This is a genomic window from Haloarchaeobius iranensis (genome assembly GCF_900103505.1).
Taxonomy (GTDB): Archaea; Halobacteriota; Halobacteria; order Halobacteriales; family Natrialbaceae; genus Haloarchaeobius; species Haloarchaeobius iranensis.
This window is the reverse complement of sequence record NZ_FNIA01000016.1, coordinates 62120-78140: the sequence shown is the minus strand read 5'-3', so window position 1 is coordinate 78140 and position 16021 is coordinate 62120. Positions and strand designations below refer to the sequence as shown.

The following is a 16021-nucleotide window of genomic DNA, read 5'->3' as shown; positions in this document are numbered from 1 at the left end:
ATGGCGGTTTGTCGAGTCCGCAGTAGTACCAGACAAGGCCGTTCTGAAGTTCTCGTGTAACCGGACGCGTGCCGTAGACATCCTCGTAGTAGCAGTGGAGGAAGCCACGAAAGAGGTCTGCTGGCTCGTGAACTCGTGTTCGCCCCCGGCAAGCGGGGGCGAACACGTCGTACTCCAGCAGAAAATCGAACTCAAGATACTCGAACAACGGTACTGTCTCGGTAGCCGCCGCATTCAAGAAGTCGTCTACCGAAGCTACGTCTTGCAGGGCGTTGGTACTGCTGGACACAGTTTCCAAACCCTGCGGCCTCCCTTGGGAGGCTTTCTATGACACGCTCCCTGCGGTAACTGGCCGGCGCGGCTGCCGGCTACTTCAGCGTCACCCAGGTCAAAAACAGCAGCGCGACGAACTGCATCCCGCGCAGGACCGCGACGGCCTGCTGGACGCTCGGGGCGTTGCCGTAGAACATCTTCATGCTGAAGAAGAAGTACAGCGCGGTGGCGTTCTCCAGCAGCATGACGACCGCGAAGGCGACGAGACCGAGTATCAACGGGGTGCGGAACGTCCGGTAGTTCCGCAGCCAGATGACCGTCAGGACGGTCAACAGGACGACGTTGATTCCGGCGAAGGCGCTCGCGACCGCTATCGTCTGGTCCATGCTCATGTTTCCTCCATGTGTTCTGTCACGTTCTCGAACGTCTCCCTGTTGTGCTCGAACTGGTCGGTGAGGAAGTACATCGCGCCGTACCCCTCACCGCCCTTCTCGAGGACGTTGTGTTCGACCAGCATCTCGAGATGGTGGCGCACCGTGTTGTAGTCGACGTCGATGGCCTCGGCGAGCTGATTGGCGTTGCGCGGGCGCTCGTCTATCGACCGGATGATACGCACCCGGTTCTTCCCGCCGCGCGTCCCGACCAGTAGGTACCACAACGCCTTCTCCATCGGTTCGTCTCATGCGTGCTCGGACCGGCTATTTAGTGACATCGCTAGACATCTATCGTCTTCGACACCCAGCCGCTCGCTCCGTTCGGGTACGGGCTCGCCTGCTCCTCGGGCTGGAGCGCGCCGGTGCCGTCGGTCGCTCTGACGACGAGCTCGTGTTCGCCGTCGCCCTGGAACTCGTAGCGGTACATCCGCCAGACGTCCTCGTCGGGCAGCGGCTCGGAGAGCTCGGCGTCGGTCCAGCTGTCGCCGCCGTCGGTGGACACCTCGACGCGGTCGATGCCGCGCAGCCCGGCGTAGGCGTGGCCGACGAGCTCGACGCGGCCGTCGTCGTGGACGGAGATGCCCTCGTCGTACAGCTTGGCGACGGTGTTGACGGGCCCGGTGCCGTGCCAGCCGCGCTCCTCCCAGTAGCCCTGCTGCTGTTCGTCGATGAGTTCGATCTCGGTGACCCACTTGACGTTGATCTCGCCCCAGTGGCCGGGGACGAGCAGGCGGGCGGGCTTGCCGTGGCTCGCCGGGAGCCGCTGGCCGTTCATCCCGTACGCGAGGAAGGCCGTCTCCATGACCTCCAGCGGGAAGACCTGGTAGTAGTCGTCGGCGGCGTACACCTTCACACAGCCGCAGTCGGGCGACGGGCCGGCGCGGTCGAGGAACTCCGCGATTGGGACGCCGGTCCAGAGCGCGTTGTCCAGCTTGTGGCCGTTGAGGTCCTCGCCGACGCAGCGGAGCGTGACGAAGCGGTGTTCGGGGGCCATGCCGGTGAGGTCGTAGTAGTCCATCGACACCGTCTCCTCGACCGACCCGGTGACCTGGAGCTCCCAGGCGGAGGGCTCGACGTCGGGGTCGAACGTGGCGATGTCCGTCTCGTAGAAGTCGGCGTTGGGCGTGACCATGCCGCCGAGGTTCCCGGACTCGAACGACAGTGCGTCGGCGTCCGCGATACGGTCCTCGGCGACCCGACGCTGTGCGGCGTCGAGCGGCTCGGTCGGGTCGACGGACTCCTGGCGGCTTCCGAGCGCGGCACCGACGCCCGCGTAGGCGACGGTCCCGAGCGCCAGCCCGAGCGTCTGCCGTCTCGCCGCGTCGTCCGGCATGTACTCGTCCGTGTCGGCCCGCAGCCGCGGGTCGAGGGCGGCCGCGTACACACCGACGACGACCATCGCGGAGACGGTCCCGAGGATGGCCGGCTGGAGCGCGCCGGTGGGCAGGTACAGCCCGGCGAAGATGAAGAGGCCGGAGAGCGCCAGCGCCAGCGGGGGGCCACCCGCGCGACGACTGACGGCAAGCGCAGCCGCGGTCGCGAGCCCCAGTCCGCCGACGACCACGGCGAGTGCGAGCGTGATGTGCAGCACGTGCCCGGCCGTGCCGAACTCCTCGATGGCGAACGCGACGACCGGACCGGGCGTCGCCGAGACGATGCGTGCGTCGATGGGGGCGACGACGAACGCGTCGCGCGACCAGCCCGCCAGCGCGAACGACCCCGCGGTCGCCGCGACGCCGGCCAGTACCGACACCAGCGCGTCAGTCAGTCGCCCAGCCGTGGTTCTGTCAGCCATCCTTGGTGAGACTCTGGCACTCGGTGCCTAAAGCCGTTGTTCGAACTCCGGCCAGAATGGTTCTAGAATTCGGTGGGCTTTTGCGGGTCCACGGCGCGCTCTCTGCCATGACCGAGGACGAGGAGCTCACGTACGCGGACGCGGGGGTCGACATCGGGGAGAGCGAGGCGGCGACGGCGGCGCTCTTGAACGCGGTCGGCAACGTCGTCGACACGGAGTACGCGGGGATGCTCGACATCGGCGACCAGTACCTCGCACTGGCGACCGACGGCGTCGGCACGAAGCTGCTCGTCGCGGAGGCGCTGTCGGACTACTCCACGGTCGGCATCGACTGCATGGCGATGAACGTCAACGACCTCGTCGCCGCTGGCGTGACGCCCGTCGCGTTCGTCGACTACCTCGCCGTCGACGAGCCCACGGAGCAGTTCGCAGAGCAGGTCGGCGAGGGGCTTGCGGAGGCGGCCGACCGCGCGGACGTCGCCCTGCTCGGTGGCGAGACGGCCGTCATGCCCGAGGTCGTCGACGGCCTCGACCTCGCAGGCACGTGCGCCGGGCTCGCGGCGAAGGACGCCGTCTTCGACGGCGAGGCCCAGGAGGGCGACAGGCTCGTCGCGTGGCCCTCCGCCGGCATCCACTCGAACGGGCTCACGCTCGCCCGGACCGCGGTGACCCGGGAGCACGGGTACACCGACCCGTTCCCGCCCGAACCCGACCGGAGCATCGGCGAGGTGCTGCTCGAACCGACGCGCATCTACACGGACCTGCTGGAACCAATGCGCGAGCACGACGTCCGCGCCGCGGCTCACGTCACCGGCGGCGGCTGGACGAACCTCTCCCGGATGGGCGACTTCGAGTACCGCGTCGAGGACCCGTTCCCGGCCCAGCCGGTGTTCGGCTTCGTGCAGGACCTCGGCAACGTCTCGCCCGAGGAGATGTACCGCACGTTCAACATGGGGACCGGCTTCGTCGCCGCGGTCCCTGCGGAGCAGGCCGACGACCTCGCCGACGCCACCGAGGACGGGCGCGTCATCGGCGAGGTGGCGGAGGGCGATTCGGTCGAGGTCCGCGGGCTCTCGCTGTCGTAGTCTCAGGCCGCGGACGAGGACTTCTTGGCTCCCATCCGACGGAACACGAACTCCACCCCGGCTAGCAACGGGTACGCCGCGACAGGCAGGAAGCCGTACAGGACCGCGATGTACAGGCCCCGGACCGGCTGGAAGCCGAGCGTGAGGCCGAAGGCGACGCCGAGCACGAGCCAGGCCACGAGCAGTGTCACCGGGCTCCGGAACCGGTAGCGCCGGAGGGCGAACACCGGGAGCGCGACCAGCCCGAGCGACAGCAGACCGTACAGCGGCCCGACGTCGGTGAGCGCCTCACGGAGCGGGATGTCTGCCGGCAACCAGACGCCGGTCGCGACCCCGGCGACCAGCAGCAGGGCGAGGAACGCGAGCCAGGTCGCGAGGGCGTCGCGGGCGGCGATGGACACCGAGGCTGGAGCGGGGGCCTTGTTATTGAGGCTCATACTACCAAAGTTCGTGGTCTCGGCACGTCAAGCTTTGGCAGGGTCAGGCGAGACCGAGCAGTGGCATCGTCCCGTACGCGATCCCCAGGCCGACCGCGGTTCTCGTCGCGTGTCGGCAAGACGTGTCAGGAGGGTAACCGGCTTGTCGCGTGGCCCTCCGCCAGCATCCACTCGAACGGGCTCACCCTCGCCTGGACCGCGGTGACCCGGGAGCACGAGTACACCGACCCGTTCCCGCCCGAACCCGACCGGAGCATCGGCGAGGTGCATGAAGGCGACGCCGTCGAGGTCCGCGGGCTGTCTTTGTCCTGATTCGGTTCGAACGACGACAGCAGATAGGATGCCCGGTACGATGTTATACCAGTCCGAGCAGCATCGAGAGCGTATGTCCAACCCAGAGTCCGAGTCCAAGTTTGAGTGTCAGCTCACGTTTGGGCGCGACGAGTCCGTGGAGTACGAGAACGGGGCCGAACACGACCAGGCTCAACAGTACGTCCTCCATGGACCGGGGTACCCAAGAAAATGCGTACCACCAAATTACTGTATACGCAACTCCCGATGCTATGAAACCTAATCTTGCCCCTTCCGTTTCGTTCATATTCGATACTTATCCTTGATATTAATTATCTAGACAGAGCGCGTGTCGCGGCCAGGGGTAAGGGATTCCACTAGTTCCATTGAGGTCTTCTCTCCACCCCATTCCGGCATTGATACCCGTCATCGCCTTTTTTCCTAAGTAATAATCAAGATCATAATCATATGTAATGAATGTGTATGTTTTTACAGCTAAGTTAAGCATTAGATCAGCAACGGCCCCAATTATTCTGCTACTTGTTGGCGCACTAGTTCCTATCTTCGCAGCAATTGAGGCAGACATATATTCTGCAATCAAATATGCAAGTGCGGCAGAAAGGACTGTCTTCGAAATTGCATCAGCCTCTCTACTCAACTCGAAACTGATTCCGTGTGCATCGTGATCATTAATACATCCCGTGTCACACTCGCCGAGTTCCCACCTGTAATCTGTTGAACGTTCGATTATTTCTGGAGGTTGTTCGTTTTCTGCGTCAATAACATTAACAGACGCATCTTGTGGCGCTGCTTCTTCGTTCAGTTGACGGATATAAACTTCACCTTCCCTACCTACATCTTCCATTTTTAAAGAGCCATCATTTGGGTTGAACTTGACAAGATATACTCGACCATCGGCAACTATCTTACCTAACTCTTCGTCTTTTTGGCTGATTACGCTTTTTTCAGCAGTGGTTAGTCCACTAGCTGATGCAATTGTTCCAAGAGCGGCACTCTTTCGGATGAATTTTCTTCGATCCATCAATATCACATCTTTCCCCCATTAACAAAAATATTTCGAAATTGTAAAATTAAGTCTCATAATGTGTGACTTAATTAATTTTGGTATTGTCCTAAAATGGATTGCATAACGGGGTGGTTTCACGATAATCGCGCCGCGACGTCGGCCTCGGTGATGATGCCGAGCGTCTCGCCGCCCTCGGTCACCATGACGGCCTTGTAGTGGTCGAGCAGGTTGCTGACCTCTTCGAGCGTCGCGTTCTCGGAGACCGTCGGGAACGACTCGCTCATGTGGTCGCGCACGGGCTCGTCGCGGGCCTGCTCGCCGACGTGGACGAGGTCGGACTCGCTGATGCTGCCGACGGGGATGCCGTCCTTGATGACCGCCAGCTGGGAGTACGCCTCGCGCTCCATCGTGCGGACGGCGTCGCTGACGGTGTCGTCGGGGGCGACCGTGATGACGTCCTCGTGCATCAGGTCGCCGGCGCGGACGATCTCGCCCTCGGCCTCGTCGAGCGCCTCGACGATACGGCGCAGGGTCGAGAGCCGCGGGTCGACGTCACCGCCCTCGATGCGGGCGATGAGTGGCTGAGAGACGTCGGCGGCGTCGGCGAGCTCGCTCTGGGTGAGCCCCAGTTCCGTGCGGCGTTCGCGCAGGTCCGCCGGAGTCGGGAGTTCCATACCCGACCATTACCTGAGGTTATAGAATAAGTGTTCCGGGTGTTACTCGTCCTCGTCGGTCTCGCGCTCGATGGTCTCGACGACCTTGAGCGGCACGTCGCGAAGGGCACCGCCGACCTCGCTCTTTGCGATGCGGTTCGCGTGTTCATCGCTGTCGGCGTTGAACACCTCCATCTCCAGCATCAGGCCGACGAGTGCGGTGTCGGCGGCGATGTAGGACGACTCGAAGGGCTCGCCACACGCCGGACAGTCGGTGAGGCCGACGTTGACCTCGACGTAGTCCTTGCCCTGCTCGTTCAGTCGCTTGCCCGCCTCGCTCACCGCGACGCCGATGGCGTCGTTGATGTCGGTGACGTCGCGAACCAACCACGCGGCCTCCATCACAACGAGATAGTTGCTCATGCTCGCACGGACGGGCCGGAGCAAGGCTTGTTTTGCGGTTCACTCCCGCCGTGGAGAAGCGCACGAGATTCACATCATTCCCATAAGTTACGGGAATCACGGACGTCTGGAACCGGTCTGCAACCCGTATTCCCGTCCCGCCCGCAGTTCTGGTTGTCTATCGGACAAACAGGATTGAAACGCAGGACGGCGTCGGGTTTGTGTCGGGCCAACACACCATACATCGGCAGGAAAGCTTATATATGGCCACTGCCGACCGTCGCTCGAAGTCAGATGATAGACAGGGCCTACACGGCAAGCCTGTTCGCGCTGTACCAGCTGAGCATCGCCGCCGGCATCGTCCTGATGCCGCTCGCGCTCGCGATGCGGCAACTCGGCGTCTCGCTGCCCATCCACCGGCTCGTGGCGTCGCTCGGTACGGCGTACGACGAGGCGAACGCAGTCTGAGCGGGGACTCGAACACGTTTTCGTGTCGCAGCACGCCGAGCGACGCGACCGTTCGACGCCGAGAACGCCCGGTAGGACCGCCCCCACCCGGTCGCTGACCCGTCTCCTTTTGTAGGAACGCGCCGAATCGGGGGGCAATGAAGACCATCAAGGACAGCGTCCACGACCACATCGAGGTCGAGGGCGTGGCTCGGGCGCTCCTGGATACACCCGAGATGCAGCGACTCCGGCACATCAAACAGCTGGGGACCGCATCGCTCGTCTACCCCTCCGCGAACCACACGCGCTTCGAGCACTCGCTGGGCGTCTATCACAACGCTTGCGAGGCGCTCGACCATCTGAACGTCGAAGGACCGCGAGCGGAGAAGGTGAAGGCCGCGGCGCTGCTCCACGACGTGGGCCACGGCCCGTTCAGCCACAACCTCGAACCGCTCACCCACCGCCGCACCGGGAAGTACCACGACGACGTCCACGAGCTGTTCGAACGCGGGGACGTGTCGACGGTCCTCCGCGACCACGACATCCCGCCGCGCGAGGTCGCGGACCTGGTCGCCGGTGACGGGCGATTCGGCCAGCTCGTCTCCGGCGAACTCGACGTCGACCGGATGGACTACCTCGTGCGCGACGCTCACCACACCGGCGTCCCCTACGGCACCATCGACCACGCCCGGCTGGTCCGCGAACTCACGTTCCAGGACGGCGAGCTCGTCCTCGCGGAGGGCAACGTCCAGACCGCAGAGAGCCTGCTGGTCGCCCGCGCGCTGATGACGCCCACCGTCTACAACCATCACGTCACCCGGATCTCGAAGGCGATGCTCCGCCGTGCCGGCGAGCGTCTGCTCGACAGCACCCGGCACGACGCCGAGGACCTCCGGCGGATGGACGACCCCGGTTTCCTGGTCGCTCTCCGGCGGACCGAGGAGACCGCCGAGGTCGCCCGCCGGTTCGACGAGCGAGACCTCTACAAGCGCGCGGTCTGGGCGGAGCGTGCGAACGTGCCCGAGCACGTCCTCGACATCGAACACGAGGACGAGCGGGGATACGAGCTCGAGATCGCCGAACGAGCGGGCGTCGACCCCGACCAGGTGGTCCTCGACGTCCCCGGCGAGCCCGCGATGGACGAGTCCTCGACGCGCGTGCTCGTCCGTGGGGAGGCCCGGCGGCTGGACCAGCAGTCGCCGCTGGTCGAAGCGCTCCAGTCCGCACAGCTCGCGCAGTGGCGCCTCGGTGTCTACTGTCCCGAGGCCGTGACCGACCAGGTCGGCACCGCCGCCGCGCGCGTGCTCGACCTCGACATCGACGGTGCGCTCGTCACCGAGGTCAGGGGGCTGCAGGGGACCCTCGACCAGTACGGCCAATGACGGGGGACGGCCCCGACCCAGCCGACGGTGGCGACGGCCAGACCCTGCTCGAGGGGACCATCCTCCGCGGCCGCGACTTCGAGCCGGTCGAGGGCCGGGTCGTCGTCGAGGACGGCGAGATAGCGGCCATCGAGGAGGAGCCGGTCGAGGGCGACGACATCGTGCTCCCGGCGTTCGTCAACGCCCACACGCACATCGGCGACTCCATCGCGAAGGAGGCCGGCGGCGGGCTCTCGCTCGAGGAGCTCGTCGCCCCGCCGGACGGGCTGAAACACCGGCTGCTACGACAGGCGAGCACCGAGGAGAAGATCGCGGCGATGCAGCGCTCGCTGGCCTTCATGGCCGAGGCCGGCACCGCTGCACACATCGAGTTCCGCGAGGGCGACGTCGACGGCGTCCGGGAGATCCGCGCCGCGGGCGAGAACGTCCCCGTCGAGTCGGTGGTGCTCGGCCGCGGCAGCATCGACGCCATGGAGGCGAGCGACGGCTACGGTGCCTCGGGGGCGAACGACGCGAACTTCGACCGCGAGCGCGCGGCGACCGGCCGCGCCGGCAAGCTGTTCGGCATCCACGCTGGCGAGGTCGACAGCTCGGATATCGACGCCGCGATGGACCTCGACCCGGAGTTCCTGGTCCACATGGTCCACCCCGAACCCTGGCACCTCGACCGGCTCGCGGACGCGGCGACCCCGGTCGTCGTCTGTCCACGCTCGAACCTCGTCACGGATGTCGGTCTCTCGCCCCTCCCGGACCTTCTGGAGCGGACCACCGTCGCACTCGGGACCGACAACGTGTTCCTGAACTCGCCGTCGATGTTCCGCGAGATGGAGTTCACCGCGAAGCTGTTCGACGTCTCCGCGACCGAGGTGCTCCGGATGGCGACCGTCGCTGGGGCGGATATCGCGGGCCTGAACTGCGGGCTCGTCGAACCCGGTCGGAGCGCCGAACTGCTGGTGCTCGACGGGGACTCCCACAACCTCGCCGGGACGAAGGACGTCGTCCGGGCGGTCGTCCGCCGTGCAGGTGTCGACGACGTCCGGATGGTCGTCCGCTAGCGGGCACCGCAGTCGGGGGTGAACCGACGGCACACTCAAGACCCGCGCAGACATACGCGATAGCATACCACATGTACGACCGGATACTGGTGCCGACCGACGGCTCGGAGGAGGGCGAACGGGCGGTCCGCCACGCCGTCGACCTCGCGGTCGCCCACGACGCGACCATCTACGCCGTCTACGTCGTCGACTCCGCCAGCTACGGCGGCGTCCCCATGGAGACCGCGTGGGAGGGCCTGCACGAGATGCTCGAACACGAGGGCGAGGCCGCGCTGGACCGGGTCGTCGAGATCGCCGAGGAGTCCGGTGTGCCCGTCGAGACGGCGTTGCTCGAGGGAACGCCCGCGAAGCAGGTCGTGCGGCACGCCGAGTCGGAGGACTGCGACCTCGTCGTCATGGGAACCCACGGCCGTGGCGGCATCGACCGACTGCTGCTGGGGAGCGTGGCCGAGCGCGTCGTCAGGTCCGCGGAGGTGCCGGTCCTCACGGTCCAGGTGTCGGGATGAGGGCCGCGGCGACCTGGCTCGTGCGCGACGAGCGCGCGGTGATGACGCTCGGTGAGCGGGTCGTCGCCGTGGCCGCTATCGCGTTCATCAACGCCGCGTTCGCCATGCTGGTCCCCTGGATGGCCGTGTTCGCCCTCGTGGCCTCCCTCCCCTTGCTCGCGGTGGTGGTGTTGCGCTGACTACGACCCGTCGACCGGTCTGAGGTGCTCGCAGTCGCCCGCACTCACCCGGACGACGCCGTCGTCGGTCTCCACGAGGAGCGCGCCCGGCGGTTCGATGTCGACTGCCTCGCCGACCACCTCGTCGGTCGGCGTCTCGACGCGAACGCGCTGCCCGAGTGTCAGGGCGTGCTCGCGCCACGCGGGGAGGACCGCCGCGGCGTCGGTGCCGAGGTCGTGGAACTCCTCCAGCACGCGCTGGAGGAACACGCGCCGGTCGATGTCTGTACCGACCCGTTCGCGGAGGCTCGTCGCCGTCGGCGGCAGGTCGTCGGCGTCGACGTTCGCGTTCACGCCGATACCGACGACCAGCCACGAGACGCGGTCCGCCTCCCCCTCCATCTCGGTGAGGATGCCCGCGAGCTTGCGGTACTCGGCGTCCCCGTCGCCGCCGGTGGACTCGTCCACAGCCACCAGCACGTCGTTGGGCCACTTGATGCGGGCATCGACACCGGCCTCGCGGGCGGCACGCGTGACCGCGACTGCCGCGGCGAGCGTCGCGAGCGGCACCTGCGACGGCGGCACCGTCGGGCGGGTCAGGATGGAGGCGTAGACGCCGCCGGGTGGGGCGGCCCACTCGCGGTCGAGGCGACCGCGGCCGCCGGTCTGCTCGTCGGTTACCACGACCACGTCGCCCGCACCGTCGTCGGCCAGCTCGCGGGCACGTGTGTTCGTCGAGGCCAGGGACTCGTGGTACTCGACCTCGTAGGGGGCCTCCAGTTCGTGCGCGATGGCCAGCCCGCCGTACGTCGGCACCGAGGTCAGCCGGTAGCCCTCGTCGTCGCTCTCGACGCCGAAGCCCGCCTCCCGGATGGCCTCGACGTGCTTCCAGACGGCGGCTCTGGACACGTCGAGTTCCTCGGCGAGGGCCGGCCCGCTCACCGGCCCGTCGGCGAGCGCGGCGAGGACCTGCCGTCGTGTCTCGTTCATGCCCAGCCGGTTCGTGGCGACGCGACTTGAAGCGGCCGGTCGGACGGGAGAAAGGGCGTCGGTCTGCTGCCCGGGTCAGTCCGCGCGCAGCTCCTGCAGCTTCTCGCGCCCCGGCGCGATGAGCTCGTCGAGGTAGCTCGCGAGCGTGTTCTTCGCGTCCTGCGGGTGGAGTTCGCCCGAGTCGAGGTCGGCCGCGAGGGTGTCGTAGTCGTCGTAGACCAGGTCGCCGCCGTACTTCTCGGGACGCTCGACCGTCACAGAGTCGAACCGCGGGAAGACGTGGTAGTGGAACAGCTCCAGCACGGGGTTGTGTCGGTCGTTGCCGTCGTCGTCGGGCTCGGGGTCGGCCGTCGGCGGGCAGTACGCCTCGTTCACCTTCTCCCGGAGGTCCTCGGTGGAGTCCTCCATCGAGATGGTGACGCCCTGGCTGGAGGACATCTTGCCGACGCCGGTGGTGAGGTCGGCGAGGATGGGCGTGTGCAGGCACGGACGAGACTCGTAGCCGAGCGACGGGAGCTCCTCGCGGTGGAGCATGTGGACCTTGCGCTGGTCCATCCCGCCGATGGCGAGGTCGAGGTCGAGGTACTCGATGTCGAGCGCCTGCATCAGCGGGTAGACGACGTGGCTGACCTTCGCCGTCTCGCCGCTCTGGAGCTCGGCCATCGCGCGCTGGGCGCGGTTCAGACTGGTCTCAAGCTCGAGCTCGTGCAGGTCGAGCACGTAGTCCTCGTCCATCTCGAAGCTGCTCCCGTAGACGAACTCCGTCTGCGCCTCGTCGAGCCCGTACGCGAGGAACTGGGCTCGCATCCGCTCGGCGGTCTCGCGGATCTCCTCGAACGTCCCCTTCCCGTTGAGGTAGGCGTGGATGTCCGCCAGCAGGACGACCACCTCCATCCCCGCCTCCTGCAGGTCGATGAGCTTGTTCGCCGTCAGGAGGTGCCCGAGGTGGAGGACGCCCGAGGGCTCGTAGCCGACGTAGACCCGCTTCCCGTCGGGGTCGTCGGCCAGTGCGCGCACCTCGGACTCGGTGATGACCTCGTCGGTGTTCCGGGTCATCAACTCGTACGTGTCCATACGGACACGAATTCGCCCGGGGGCTTTGAACCTTGCCAAGCCGTGCGAACCGTTCAGAACGGCTTGAGGATGTTCTCGACGTTGTCCCGCATCGCGCCGGCGATGTGCCCGCTCGCCGCGCCCATCCCCGCGCCGATGCCCGACCCGACCGGGCCGAGCGGTCGGCCGACCTTCGCACCGATCTTCGCGCCCTCCTCGGCTCCCTTCTTGGCGTGCGAGTTCTTGCGCATGCACGGCGGTTTCAGCGGATTCATGGGTTCGTTGTGGGGTTGGGACCGTCGATACAAAAATCCTGACCAGCGGTCCGCGTCGGTGACGGCCGGACGAACAATTAAGCACCCATGGAAAGTTGCCAGTAGTATGCGAGTCGAGGACGACGACGGCGTACGCACTATCACCTTCGACCGGCCGAACGTCATGAACGCGATGAACCTGGAGGTGGCGACGGAGCTGGCCGACGCGGTCGCGGAAGCCGACCCCGTCGACCACGACGCCATCGTGCTCACCGGGGACGACCCCGCCTTCTCCGCCGGGGGGGACATCCAGGCGATGAAGGAGCGCGAGGAGGGGCCACGCGAGTCCTACGAGCGCGTCGCGGAGACGTTCAACCGTGCCGCGGCCGAACTCCTGAACAGCGACGTGCCCGTCGTGGCGAAGGTCAACGGCGACTGCGTCGGCGCGGGCCTGGCCATCGTCGCCGCCTCGGACATGGCGTACACGGTGCCCGACGCGACGTTCTCCTGTGCGTTCATCCGCGTCGGGCTGGTGCCGGACACGGCCGCGACGTTCACCCTCCCACGACTGGTCGGCCTCCGGACGGCCAAGCGCCTCACCATGACCGGCGAGTTCTTCGACGGGGCGGAAGCGGCGGAGATGGGACTGGTCAACGAGGCCGTCCCCGAGGACGAGCTCGACGAGGCGGTCGACGAGATAGTGGGGAAGCTCTCGCGCCGCCCCACGCGGACCGTCGGGATGACCAAGCAGGCCATCCACGAGAACCTCGACAACGACTGGCGGAAGGCGCTCGACTACGAGAACATGCTGCAGGTGCAGGCGTACATGTCCGAGGAGCACGAGGAGGGCGTCGACGCGTTCCTCGAGGGCCGGAACCCGGACTGGGATTAGTCCCTCAGAAGCTCGTAGACGACGGCGATGACCCCGATTGTGAGGAAGGTCAGCGTCCTCTGCGTCGGCCCCTCGGCGGCGAGTCGGACGAGGCTGCCGACGGTGAGGCCGGTGGGTCCGAGGAGGTCGTTCAGCGTGTCTCCGTCGAACGGGGCGAGGTTACCGGCGAGTATGTCACCGATGGTTAGTCCGACGAACACGCCCTCCGCGACGGAGGGGACACCGGTGGCGACGTACCAGCCGAGTCCGGCCAGCACGACGAGCCAGGCGAACGCGCCGAGTCCGTCGCGGCCTCGCCAGTCGGCGTCGGGGCCGGTGAGAGCAGGGAGCCAACCCATATAAATTCCGATGTGTGTGGGTGGGATAAATCTTGTGAGCGGCGTCCACGAGCCGACCAGTCGGTCGTCGGTCCCGTGTCTGTCGTTGTACAGGTCGGCCGCAGCCCGGCACGAATCTGACGACGAACGGGCGACGACTCGGTCGCCGTCACCGCGAGAGGAACCGCCGCACCGTGCCGTCGAAGGCCGTCGGATGCTCGACGACCGCCTCGTGGCCCGTGCCACGGAGCATCGCCAGGCGGCCGTTCGGGAGCGCCGCCGCCGCCTCCCGGTAGTCGGCCTCGTCGAAGAAGGGGTCGCGGTCCGCGCCGACGACGAGGGTCGGTGCGGTGACGCGTCCGCAGACGTTGCGGCCGTCGAAGGCGAGGCAGGCGTCGGCGGAGACGAGGAAGTCGGTCGGGTCGACCGGCTGGAACGTCCGCTCGTAGACGAGCGACCCCGCCGTGAGCAGTCGGGCCCGCGCGCCGGCGGCGAGGATTCCGGCAGCGTCGCGGTAGATGGAGCCCCAGCGGCCGCCGACGGCCCAGTCGCGCCAGCGTCGGACGACCGCCGTCCCACCCGCACTCAGTCCCGCGCCGGACAGCCCCAGGACCGCGCGGTCGACACGGTCGTCCCGGAACCGAGGCCGTGCGGCCGACTCACCATGTACGCGGTGTGGGTGTCGGCGTAGCGGCGGAGGTACAGCGCCATCAGCCGCGGGTACCACCACGAGTCCCCGACGGTGTGGAGGGGGTCGTTCAGGCCGGGGACGACGAGCAGGGTCCGTGGGCCAGCGCCGACCCGGACGAACGGGTGGCCGGCCGCCGTGCCGGTGCTGGCGAGCCCTGGGAGCACGGTCCACCTCGGTCCCGGACCGCCTTAACTCCGTCCTCGACGCCGGGTGGCCACCCGCCTCAGCCCTGCCCGACCATCGACTCCTCGTCCTCCCACTCCCGCTCGCGGAGCTCGTACTTCTGGACCTTCCCGGTCGCGGTCTCGGGGAGCTGGTCGACGAACTCGACGCGGGTGATGCGCTTGAAGTTCGCGACGCGGTCCGCGACGAACGACTTCACCGCCTCGGGGTCGATGCTGGCGTCGGCGGTCGGCACGACGAACGCCTTCGGCGTCTCGCCCCACTGCTCGCTCGGCGCGGGGATGACCGCCGCCTTCGCGACCTCGGGGTGGTCGTAGAGCACGTCCTCGAGCTCGATGGTCGAGATGTTCTCGCCGCCGGAGATGATGATGTCCTTCTTGCGGTCCTGGATGGCGACGAAGCCGTCCTCGTCCCACGTCGCGAGGTCGCCCATGTGGTAGTAGCCCTCGCGACGCTCGGAGAACGCCGTCTCGGTCTCCTCGGGCTTGTTCCAGTAGCGGTCCATCACCTGGTTCCCGCGGACGACGATCTCGCCGATGGTCGAGCCGTCCCGGGGAACGTCGTCGCCATCCTCGTCGACGACGCGGACCTCCGTGCCGAGGTAGCCGATGCCCTGCCGCTTCATCAGGTCGAACCGCTCGTCGTCGCTCCTGCCGGCGAGGTGGCGCGGCGCGTGCGAGGTGGTGACAAGCGGGCCGGTCTCGGTCGCGCCGTAGACGTGCATCAGCGTCCAGCCGAACTCGCCCTCGACCGTCCGGAGGGTCGCCTCGGGGGGTGCCGCACCGGCGGTCGCGGCCCGGACCGGGTTCGCGCCCGCCGTCTGGACCTCGCCGTCGTGCTCGTCGTAGTAGTTCATCAGCATGTTGAGCACCGTCGGCGCGGCACAGAGGTAGCTCACGTCCTCGGTCTGGATGGCGTCGAAGACCGACTCGGCGTCGACGCCGCGCGTGCAGACGTGGGTCCCGCCGTTGCCGGTGACGGAGTAGATGTGGCCCCAGCCGTTGACGTGGAACATCGGCAGCGTCCAGAGGTAGACGTCGTCGTCCGAGATGTCCTGGTGGGCCGTCACGAGGTAGGAGTGGATGGTCTCGGCGCGGTGCGTGCGACAGACGCCCTTCGGGTCGCCCGTGGTGCCGGAGGTGTAGTTGATGGTCACCACGTCGTCCTCGCTCATCTCGGCGCGGTCGTAGTCCGGGCCGGCCGCCTCGAGCTCCGCGTCGAACGAGCGCCAGTCGCCGTCGACGGCGTCGGCGTCGTTCGTCACGAAGGTCTCGGTCGGCACCTCGTCGCGGATCTGCTCGATACGGTGGGCGTACTCGTGGTCGGCGTAGATGGCTGTCACCCCGGCGTCTTCGAGGATGTAGGCGTAGTCGTCGGCGGTCAGCCGGTAGTTCAGCGGCGTGTGGACGGCGCCGACCTGCATCGACCCGTACGCGGCTTCGAGGTGGTAGTGCGTGTTGGGGTCGAGGACTGCGACGCGATCGCCCTGTTCGACGCCCACGGACTGGATGAACGCCGAGAACCGGTCTGCGCGCTCGCCGAACTCGTCGTACGTGTATCGCTCGCCGGTCGTCGCCACGATGGCGGTCTCGTCGGCGTAGTGGCGTCGTGCACGGTCCAGGAAATCTGTCACCAGGAGCGGCTTGTGCATGAACGATGATTGGATTCCCGTCGGTTCAAACCCCGCTGTTCGTTC

General features: G+C 67.0%; 20 protein-coding genes and 2 pseudogenes. 8 read left to right on the top strand and 14 right to left on the bottom strand.

The features are described from left to right. The 4 genes and pseudogenes from BLT27_RS13760 to BLT27_RS13745 all read right to left on the bottom strand — a co-directional run. Positions 1-289: pseudogene (locus tag BLT27_RS13760) on the bottom strand (IS5/IS1182 family transposase); the annotation flags it as partial. A gap of 79 nt (positions 290-368) precedes the next feature. Further along, positions 369-659, bottom strand: a complete 291-nt coding sequence (locus BLT27_RS13755; protein ID WP_390255087.1) for a DUF8036 family membrane protein — start codon at positions 657-659, stop codon at positions 369-371. Positions 660-661: 2 nt separating this feature from the next. Beyond that, entirely contained in the window at positions 662-943 is a 282-nt protein-coding gene (locus tag BLT27_RS13750; RefSeq protein WP_089734859.1) for a winged helix-turn-helix domain-containing protein, read from the bottom strand. 44 nt (positions 944-987) lie between these two features. Continuing rightward, entirely contained in the window at positions 988-2502 is a 1515-nt protein-coding gene (locus BLT27_RS13745; RefSeq protein ID WP_089734857.1) for a molybdopterin-dependent oxidoreductase, read from the bottom strand. A 107-nt stretch (positions 2503-2609) separates the two neighbouring features. On the opposite strand from BLT27_RS13745, the gene purM reads away from it, so the two are divergent. Next, positions 2610-3587 carry a phosphoribosylformylglycinamidine cyclo-ligase gene (purM, locus tag BLT27_RS13740; RefSeq protein ID WP_089734855.1) on the top strand — a complete coding sequence of 326 codons (978 nt, stop codon included), beginning with the start codon at positions 2610-2612 and terminating at the stop codon, positions 3585-3587. Positions 3588-3589: 2 nt separating this feature from the next. On the opposite strand, the gene BLT27_RS13735 is transcribed toward purM, so the two are convergent. Then, complete coding sequence (locus BLT27_RS13735; protein WP_139172345.1) at positions 3590-4024, bottom strand: hypothetical protein; 435 nt, start codon at positions 4022-4024, stop codon at positions 3590-3592. A gap of 141 nt (positions 4025-4165) precedes the next feature. Here BLT27_RS13735 and BLT27_RS19250 point away from each other — a divergent pair. After that, positions 4166-4288: pseudogene (locus BLT27_RS19250) on the top strand (phosphoribosylformylglycinamidine cyclo-ligase); the annotation flags it as partial. Between the two features lie 355 nt (positions 4289-4643). On the opposite strand, the gene BLT27_RS19245 reads toward BLT27_RS19250, so the two are convergent. The 3 genes from BLT27_RS19245 to BLT27_RS13720 all read right to left on the bottom strand — a co-directional run bounded on the left by BLT27_RS19245 (position 4644) and on the right by BLT27_RS13720 (position 6418). Beyond that, complete coding sequence (locus BLT27_RS19245) at positions 4644-5357, bottom strand: hypothetical protein (protein ID WP_139172344.1); 714 nt, start codon at positions 5355-5357, stop codon at positions 4644-4646. 119 nt (positions 5358-5476) lie between these two features. Further along, positions 5477-6016 carry a CBS domain-containing protein gene (locus tag BLT27_RS13725; RefSeq protein WP_089734848.1) on the bottom strand — a complete coding sequence of 180 codons (540 nt, stop codon included), beginning with the start codon at positions 6014-6016 and terminating at the stop codon, positions 5477-5479. A 42-nt stretch (positions 6017-6058) separates the two neighbouring features. Beyond that, complete coding sequence (locus tag BLT27_RS13720) at positions 6059-6418, bottom strand: DUF555 domain-containing protein (protein WP_089734846.1); 360 nt, start codon at positions 6416-6418, stop codon at positions 6059-6061. A 273-nt stretch (positions 6419-6691) separates the two neighbouring features. On the opposite strand from BLT27_RS13720, the gene BLT27_RS19855 reads away from it, so the two are divergent. The 5 genes from BLT27_RS19855 (at position 6692) to BLT27_RS13700 (ending at position 9966) form a co-directional block, all read left to right on the top strand. Continuing rightward, positions 6692-6865: a hypothetical protein gene (locus tag BLT27_RS19855; RefSeq protein WP_175526466.1), complete on the top strand. Its 174-nt coding sequence runs from the start codon at positions 6692-6694 to the stop codon at positions 6863-6865. A 137-nt stretch (positions 6866-7002) separates the two neighbouring features. Beyond that, positions 7003-8226: an HD domain-containing protein gene (locus tag BLT27_RS13715; protein WP_089734844.1), complete on the top strand. Its 1224-nt coding sequence runs from the start codon at positions 7003-7005 to the stop codon at positions 8224-8226. Beyond that, a complete protein-coding gene (locus tag BLT27_RS13710; RefSeq protein ID WP_089734842.1) occupies positions 8223-9281 on the top strand; it encodes an amidohydrolase family protein in 1059 nt (352 codons plus the stop codon). The genes BLT27_RS13715 and BLT27_RS13710 overlap by 4 nt, the downstream gene beginning before the upstream one ends. A gap of 71 nt (positions 9282-9352) precedes the next feature. Then, entirely contained in the window at positions 9353-9787 is a 435-nt protein-coding gene (locus BLT27_RS13705; protein ID WP_089734840.1) for a universal stress protein, read from the top strand. Further along, a complete protein-coding gene (locus BLT27_RS13700; RefSeq protein ID WP_089734838.1) occupies positions 9784-9966 on the top strand; it encodes a hypothetical protein in 183 nt (60 codons plus the stop codon). The genes BLT27_RS13705 and BLT27_RS13700 overlap by 4 nt, the downstream gene beginning before the upstream one ends. Here the strand turns inward: BLT27_RS13700 and BLT27_RS13695 are convergent, their stop codons facing one another. The 3 genes from BLT27_RS13695 to BLT27_RS13685 form a co-directional block, all read right to left on the bottom strand. Then, positions 9967-10935, bottom strand: coding sequence for a biotin--[acetyl-CoA-carboxylase] ligase (locus BLT27_RS13695; protein ID WP_089734836.1), 969 nt, complete (start codon positions 10933-10935; stop codon positions 9967-9969). A 75-nt stretch (positions 10936-11010) separates the two neighbouring features. Further along, positions 11011-12009: a tyrosine--tRNA ligase gene (locus BLT27_RS13690; protein WP_089734834.1), complete on the bottom strand. Its 999-nt coding sequence runs from the start codon at positions 12007-12009 to the stop codon at positions 11011-11013. 53 nt (positions 12010-12062) lie between these two features. Next, positions 12063-12263, bottom strand: coding sequence for a hypothetical protein (locus tag BLT27_RS13685; protein WP_089734832.1), 201 nt, complete (start codon positions 12261-12263; stop codon positions 12063-12065). 106 nt (positions 12264-12369) lie between these two features. On the opposite strand from BLT27_RS13685, the gene BLT27_RS13680 reads away from it, so the two are divergent. Next, on the top strand, positions 12370-13134 hold the full coding sequence (locus tag BLT27_RS13680) for an enoyl-CoA hydratase/isomerase family protein (protein ID WP_089734830.1): 765 nt from the start codon (positions 12370-12372) through the stop codon (positions 13132-13134). On the opposite strand, the gene BLT27_RS13675 is transcribed toward BLT27_RS13680, so the two are convergent. The 3 genes from BLT27_RS13675 to BLT27_RS13665 form a co-directional block, all read right to left on the bottom strand. Further along, positions 13131-13472, bottom strand: a complete 342-nt coding sequence (locus tag BLT27_RS13675; RefSeq protein ID WP_089734828.1) for a hypothetical protein — start codon at positions 13470-13472, stop codon at positions 13131-13133. The two genes, BLT27_RS13680 and BLT27_RS13675, sit on opposite strands and share 4 nt — an antisense overlap. Positions 13473-13620: 148 nt before the next feature. Beyond that, positions 13621-14178 carry an alpha/beta fold hydrolase gene (locus BLT27_RS13670; RefSeq protein ID WP_139172343.1) on the bottom strand — a complete coding sequence of 186 codons (558 nt, stop codon included), beginning with the start codon at positions 14176-14178 and terminating at the stop codon, positions 13621-13623. 187 nt (positions 14179-14365) lie between these two features. Continuing rightward, a complete protein-coding gene (locus BLT27_RS13665) occupies positions 14366-15976 on the bottom strand; it encodes a long-chain-fatty-acid--CoA ligase (RefSeq protein ID WP_089734824.1) in 1611 nt (536 codons plus the stop codon). Positions 15977-16021 lie beyond the last annotated feature (45 nt).

Coding starts and splice junctions, on each gene's coding strand:
- BLT27_RS13710 (WP_089734842.1), top strand. CDS start 8,223: ATGACGGGGGACGGCCCCGACCCAGCCGACGGTGGCGACGGCCAGACC.
- BLT27_RS13700 (WP_089734838.1), top strand. CDS start 9,784: ATGAGGGCCGCGGCGACCTGGCTCGTGCGCGACGAGCGCGCGGTGATG.
- BLT27_RS19855 (WP_175526466.1), top strand. CDS start 6,692: ATGATAGACAGGGCCTACACGGCAAGCCTGTTCGCGCTGTACCAGCTG.
- purM (WP_089734855.1), top strand. CDS start 2,610: ATGACCGAGGACGAGGAGCTCACGTACGCGGACGCGGGGGTCGACATC.
- BLT27_RS13750 (WP_089734859.1), bottom strand. CDS start 943: ATGGAGAAGGCGTTGTGGTACCTACTGGTCGGGACGCGCGGCGGGAAG.
- BLT27_RS13745 (WP_089734857.1), bottom strand. CDS start 2,502: ATGGCTGACAGAACCACGGCTGGGCGACTGACTGACGCGCTGGTGTCG.
- BLT27_RS13680 (WP_089734830.1), top strand. CDS start 12,370: ATGCGAGTCGAGGACGACGACGGCGTACGCACTATCACCTTCGACCGG.
- BLT27_RS13725 (WP_089734848.1), bottom strand. CDS start 6,016: ATGGAACTCCCGACTCCGGCGGACCTGCGCGAACGCCGCACGGAACTG.
- BLT27_RS13665 (WP_089734824.1), bottom strand. CDS start 15,976: ATGCACAAGCCGCTCCTGGTGACAGATTTCCTGGACCGTGCACGACGC.
- BLT27_RS19245 (WP_139172344.1), bottom strand. CDS start 5,357: ATGGATCGAAGAAAATTCATCCGAAAGAGTGCCGCTCTTGGAACAATT.
- BLT27_RS13675 (WP_089734828.1), bottom strand. CDS start 13,472: ATGGGTTGGCTCCCTGCTCTCACCGGCCCCGACGCCGACTGGCGAGGC.
- BLT27_RS13735 (WP_139172345.1), bottom strand. CDS start 4,024: ATGAGCCTCAATAACAAGGCCCCCGCTCCAGCCTCGGTGTCCATCGCC.
- BLT27_RS13695 (WP_089734836.1), bottom strand. CDS start 10,935: ATGAACGAGACACGACGGCAGGTCCTCGCCGCGCTCGCCGACGGGCCG.
- BLT27_RS13690 (WP_089734834.1), bottom strand. CDS start 12,009: ATGGACACGTACGAGTTGATGACCCGGAACACCGACGAGGTCATCACC.
- BLT27_RS13705 (WP_089734840.1), top strand. CDS start 9,353: ATGTACGACCGGATACTGGTGCCGACCGACGGCTCGGAGGAGGGCGAA.
- BLT27_RS13685 (WP_089734832.1), bottom strand. CDS start 12,263: ATGAATCCGCTGAAACCGCCGTGCATGCGCAAGAACTCGCACGCCAAG.
- BLT27_RS13720 (WP_089734846.1), bottom strand. CDS start 6,418: ATGAGCAACTATCTCGTTGTGATGGAGGCCGCGTGGTTGGTTCGCGAC.
- BLT27_RS13755 (WP_390255087.1), bottom strand. CDS start 659: ATGGACCAGACGATAGCGGTCGCGAGCGCCTTCGCCGGAATCAACGTC.
- BLT27_RS13715 (WP_089734844.1), top strand. CDS start 7,003: ATGAAGACCATCAAGGACAGCGTCCACGACCACATCGAGGTCGAGGGC.